Raw genomic sequence first — 4,117 nt, 5'->3', positions numbered from 1 at the left:
GAGGTTCACCTGGGGAGGGCATGCGCGAACACCTGACCACCTGACCAGTGAAGCCCACTGGACAGCTCACCTCTCGATGTGGGGACGAAGGTGGCATAGACCAATGCGGGCGTCAACCCCTCCCGTCGCAAGGGGACTTGGCGTGCGGGTCGGTCCGGATCCGAAGGATCACCGCCCGGCGGTGGTTACACTGCCCGGGTCAACAGGGCGATTGCGGGCTACCGTTGGTCAACTGGTCAGGTGGTCAACCAGGGACTCCGCGCATGAGGAGTGCGACATGAAGGCCGACGCGCCAGGTGCGGTGCTCAAACGCGAGCGGGTCCGCGACTTCATCCTCGACCTCGTCGAGTCGCAGCACCCGGGGGACGCGATCCCCTCCGAGCGCGTCCTCTGTGCCCAACTCGGCGTGTCCCGCCCGACCTTGCGCGCGGCGGTCGACGAACTCGTCGCCGCCGGGCTGCTGGTGCGGGAGCACGGGCGCGGCATGTTCGTGGCACCCGAGAAGATCACCCAGGAACTCGTCTCCGGCGAACAGACCATGACGGCACCTCAGGCCGCCGGCACCTGGTCGAGCCGCCTGCTGGAGTTCACCACCATCCCGGCCGGCGCCCGCGTGGGCCGCCGGCTGCGCCTCTCGCCCGCCGCCGAGATCGTGTACGTGGCGCGGCTGCGCCTGGTCGACGGCGCCCCGATGGCCATCGAACACCTGCACATCCGGGCCGACCTCGTACCCACCCTGTCCGCACGGGAGTTGGAGACCGGCGACCTGTACGAACACCTGCGGGAACAGCATGGTGTACACGTCCAGGAGGCGGTCCAGGCGATCGAGCCGACCGTCGTCACCCGGGCCGAGGCCGAACTCCTCGACGTCCCCGAACTCTCCCCGGCCCTGCTCTTCGAGCGCCTCACCTCGGACACGACGGGGCAGCCCGTCGAGTACGTCCACTCGATCTACCGGGGCGACCGCTACCGCATCGTCTCCCGCCTCACCCTCGGCCCCTCGGTGACGGTCCCGTCGACCCCGCTGGGCCACCACCCCGGCATCCCTCCGGGCGACTTCGCCCACCGGGACACGATCGCGGCGTCCACGCGGGGAGACATTCAGTCGGCGTCCTGAGGCGTGGGTGCGGATGCGGTTCGTGCCCATGTGACCGCGTCGTAGAGGGACTTCGGATCGTCGGCGTGCAGCCTGATCACCTGTACGAGGCGCGGGGCGCCGAGGAGCTTGGGCGCGTCTACCGGTTCGGTCAGTTCGAGGGTGAGGGAGGTCTGGGAGCCGATGGGCAGGTTCAGCTCGCCGTCCTTCTTCGCGTGGGTGAACAGGGCCTCGCGCCGGACGGAGGCGATCCGCGTGACGGGAACGCGGATGTCGACATGTGCCGCCTGCCGGACGCGCAGGACACCTCCGGAAAGGACGTGCGGCCGGGTGGCGGCGGCCGCGTGCATGCCGAGGACGAACAGAACGGTGTAGACGTCGACGACCAGGAGGACACCGTGGACGACGGGCCACCTGGCGAGCAGGAACGACAGGGCGACCGTCTCGGCCACGCACACGAACGTGAGGCCGTACATCATGGCGGCCTGGTCGCGGGCGTGCGGGAAGACCGCGTCGGCCTCACCGACACCGTGCGGACGGCGTGCGATCCACCGGACCAGGCTCGCCATGATCCGCGCCTCGTGCGCGATGTACCTCGCCACACGCTCGGGCACCAGCCGCGCGAGCGCCTGACGCCGGGACAGCCCGAGCCGCCGTAGCCGCAGCCAGACATACGCCTCGGCGCCGAGCAGTACCAGCAGGAGCAGCTTGGCACCGAGCAGCACGGTCCCGGGTACCGGGACTCCACTGAACAGGCAGACGGCCAGGGCGAGTTGGGCGGGTACCGCGACGGCGCGCAGTTTCCGCAGGGCCGGGCCGCGCACGGGGGCTCCGGGCTGGGGGCGGGGCGTCTGGATCTCCGACGTCGTCGTCATGACGGGTCTTCCTGTCGGTAGGACGGGTCTTCCTGTCGGTGGGACGGATCTTCCTGTCCGTGCTTCGCGAGCTGTCGCTGTCTCGCGAGGTCGATCGCGCGGCGCACCGCCGCCGACTGGGCCGGTGCCAGGTCCGCGAGGAGGGTGTCGGTCAGACCGTCGTCGGGCTTGTCGGGGAACGGTGCGGCCAGGTCGTCGGGCAGCAGGGCCGCCAGCGCGGTGGCCGCACGGGTCACCCCGGGATCGTCCGGCTCCTTGTCGGCGAGGGCGTCCAGCAGGCCGTACATCTCGCCCGCGTGCTCCGCCACTCCCCGCAGCGTCTCCATCAGCCGGACCCGGTCCGGCTCGGGGGCCACGGTGTCGAGGAGGGCCAGGATCTCCCGGTCCTTCACGGCCATGGGGGAGTCCGGCAACTCGCCGAGGCCTGCGAGCAGGGCGGTGAGCTGCGGCGACAGGGGTGCTTCGGCGGTCAGCCGTCCGGCCCGTGCCTCGGTCAGCAGCGCGGCAAGCCGTTGGCGCCGCTCCTGGATGACCGTTTCCTGTCTGCCGAGGTCCTCGTCCAACTCCTGGAGGACGTCCACCAGTTCGCGGCCTTCGTCGTCCGCGAGGACGTCGCGCACCTCGTCGAGACCGAGGCCGAGCTCGGTCAGGCGCCGGATCCGGGCGAGCAGCACGGCGTCCCGGATGCCGTACTCGCGATAGCCGTTGCTCCGCCGTACGGGTTCGGGCAGCAGCCCGAGATGGTGGTAGTGCCGCACGGCCCGAGGGGTGACCCCGATGAGGGCGGCGATCTCGCCGATTCGCATGGCTTCAGTAGAAACCCTGACGTCGCGACAAGGTCAAGGCGACTCGTGGGTGGCTTGACCTTGCCGCGACGTCAGGGTCTGTACTCAGGGGCATCCGGCCGGAGCGATCCCCGAGCTCGCGGCGCCATCCCCGAAAGGACACCGAGATGACCACCACCGCCGAGAAGAACATGGCCCTGCTGCACACGGCTTACCGGTCGCTGGAGAGCGGTGAACTCGACGCGTGTGTAGAGCTGTTGACGGAGGACTTCATCGCCAACGTCCCCGGCCTGCCCGACCCGCTGCACGGCCGGGAGGTCTGGCGGCAGGGCGCGCGGGCCATGCTGGACGCCTTCCCCGACCTGAAGATCGATGTCCAGGACATGTTCGGCACGGGCGACAAGGTGACGGTGCTGGTCAACTTCCACGGCACGCACCAGGGCGCGTTCCAGCAGTTCGAGGCGACGGGGCGGCGGGTGGCGTACCGGAGCGTCGAGGTCTACCGGATCGAGGGAGACCGGATCGCCGAGGAGTGGGTCGCCCCGGACATGCTCAGCCTCATGCAGCAGATCGCGCCCGCCCCCGCCGGCCCCTGACCCGGGCCCGATCCGCCTGCCGCATGCCAGGGAACCGGCGCGCGGGCCGCGCCTACAGCTCCCCGGGCCGCCCGTACCGGTAGAAGAACGGGCCGCCGATCTGCCCGGCCAGCGCGCGGGTCAGGCCCGAGCTGTCCTCCAGCAGGCGCGCGCCCGGATCGAGGTCACCGACGTGGAGCGGGTCGAAGCCGGCGTCGGTGATGAGCCGCGCGGTGATGTCCTTCGCGGCCGGTTCGGCGGCGTACAGGTTGCTCGGGGTCACTCGCTGCGTGCCGATCTGGTCGTACGCCGAGGCGAAGACCGTGTTGAACGACTTCGCGGTCGGGCCGCCGACGATCGACTTGACCTGGTGCGCGAGCGAGGGGAAGGCGGGGTCGCGCTCCGCGTAGAGGTTGGTCGCGTCGATGGTGAGCTGGCCGTTCAGGCCGGTCACGCCGCTCAGGGCCTCGGCGATCTGGTCGCCCGGGACGGCCACGACCACCACATCGGCGTCCGAGGCGTCACCTCCGTCGCGGCCCAGCGTCCTGACTTCGTGCCCGGCCTTCTCCCACAGGCGGGCCAGGCCGCCGCCGACGTGTCCTCGTCCGATCACCGTGATGTTCATGTCGGCCTCCGGTCTGCCTGGGGTCGCGTGTCCTCGTTGACGTGTCAACAAAACACCACGCATGTTGTCGTGTCAACCAACGCCATCAGGGTGGGGGAGGAGCAGCACTCGGCTGTTCCTCCCCCGCCCTGACGGGATGGGGGTGATGGCGGGGACGGGAC

General features: G+C 70.4%; 5 protein-coding genes. 2 read left to right on the top strand and 3 right to left on the bottom strand.

Going from position 1 to position 4,117, the window contains the following annotated elements:
- The first annotated feature begins 277 nt into the window (after positions 1 to 277).
- A complete protein-coding gene (locus ACNFOC_RS51655; RefSeq protein ID WP_416965912.1) occupies positions 278 to 1,117 on the top strand; it encodes a GntR family transcriptional regulator in 840 nt (279 codons plus the stop codon).
- On the opposite strand, the gene ACNFOC_RS51650 is transcribed toward ACNFOC_RS51655, so the two are convergent.
- Both ACNFOC_RS51650 and ACNFOC_RS51645 read right to left on the bottom strand, forming a co-directional pair.
- Positions 1,102 to 1,971 (bottom strand): hypothetical protein, encoded by an 870-nt coding sequence (locus tag ACNFOC_RS51650; protein ID WP_416965911.1) that lies wholly within the window; start codon positions 1,969 to 1,971, stop codon positions 1,102 to 1,104. The genes ACNFOC_RS51655 and ACNFOC_RS51650 overlap by 16 nt on opposite strands.
- Positions 1,968 to 2,777, bottom strand: coding sequence for a MerR family transcriptional regulator (locus ACNFOC_RS51645; RefSeq protein ID WP_416965910.1), 810 nt, complete (start codon positions 2,775 to 2,777; stop codon positions 1,968 to 1,970). The genes ACNFOC_RS51650 and ACNFOC_RS51645 overlap by 4 nt, the downstream gene beginning before the upstream one ends.
- Before the next feature lie 146 nt (positions 2,778 to 2,923).
- On the opposite strand from ACNFOC_RS51645, the gene ACNFOC_RS51640 reads away from it, so the two are divergent.
- Positions 2,924 to 3,352 carry an ester cyclase gene (locus ACNFOC_RS51640; protein WP_416965909.1) on the top strand — a complete coding sequence of 143 codons (429 nt, stop codon included), beginning with the start codon at positions 2,924 to 2,926 and terminating at the stop codon, positions 3,350 to 3,352.
- A gap of 52 nt (positions 3,353 to 3,404) precedes the next feature.
- Here ACNFOC_RS51640 and ACNFOC_RS51635 read toward each other — a convergent pair whose 3' ends face one another.
- The gene (locus tag ACNFOC_RS51635; RefSeq protein WP_416965908.1) at positions 3,405 to 3,956 is read right to left on the bottom strand and encodes an NAD(P)-binding domain-containing protein; all 552 of its coding nucleotides are present in this window, start codon (positions 3,954 to 3,956) and stop codon (positions 3,405 to 3,407) included.
- Between the last annotated feature and the right edge of the window lie 161 nt (positions 3,957 to 4,117).

It is taken from the genome of Streptomyces colwelliae (assembly GCF_048158785.1).
GTDB lineage: Bacteria > Actinomycetota > Actinomycetes > Streptomycetales > Streptomycetaceae > Streptomyces.
Note: the sequence above shows the minus strand (reverse complement) of the source record. Positions and strands in the feature narration are given on the sequence as shown.

Coding starts and splice junctions, on each gene's coding strand:
- ACNFOC_RS51655 (WP_416965912.1), top strand. CDS start 278: ATGAAGGCCGACGCGCCAGGTGCGGTGCTCAAACGCGAGCGGGTCCGC.
- ACNFOC_RS51650 (WP_416965911.1), bottom strand. CDS start 1,971: ATGACGACGACGTCGGAGATCCAGACGCCCCGCCCCCAGCCCGGAGCC.
- ACNFOC_RS51645 (WP_416965910.1), bottom strand. CDS start 2,777: ATGCGAATCGGCGAGATCGCCGCCCTCATCGGGGTCACCCCTCGGGCC.
- ACNFOC_RS51640 (WP_416965909.1), top strand. CDS start 2,924: ATGACCACCACCGCCGAGAAGAACATGGCCCTGCTGCACACGGCTTAC.
- ACNFOC_RS51635 (WP_416965908.1), bottom strand. CDS start 3,956: ATGAACATCACGGTGATCGGACGAGGACACGTCGGCGGCGGCCTGGCC.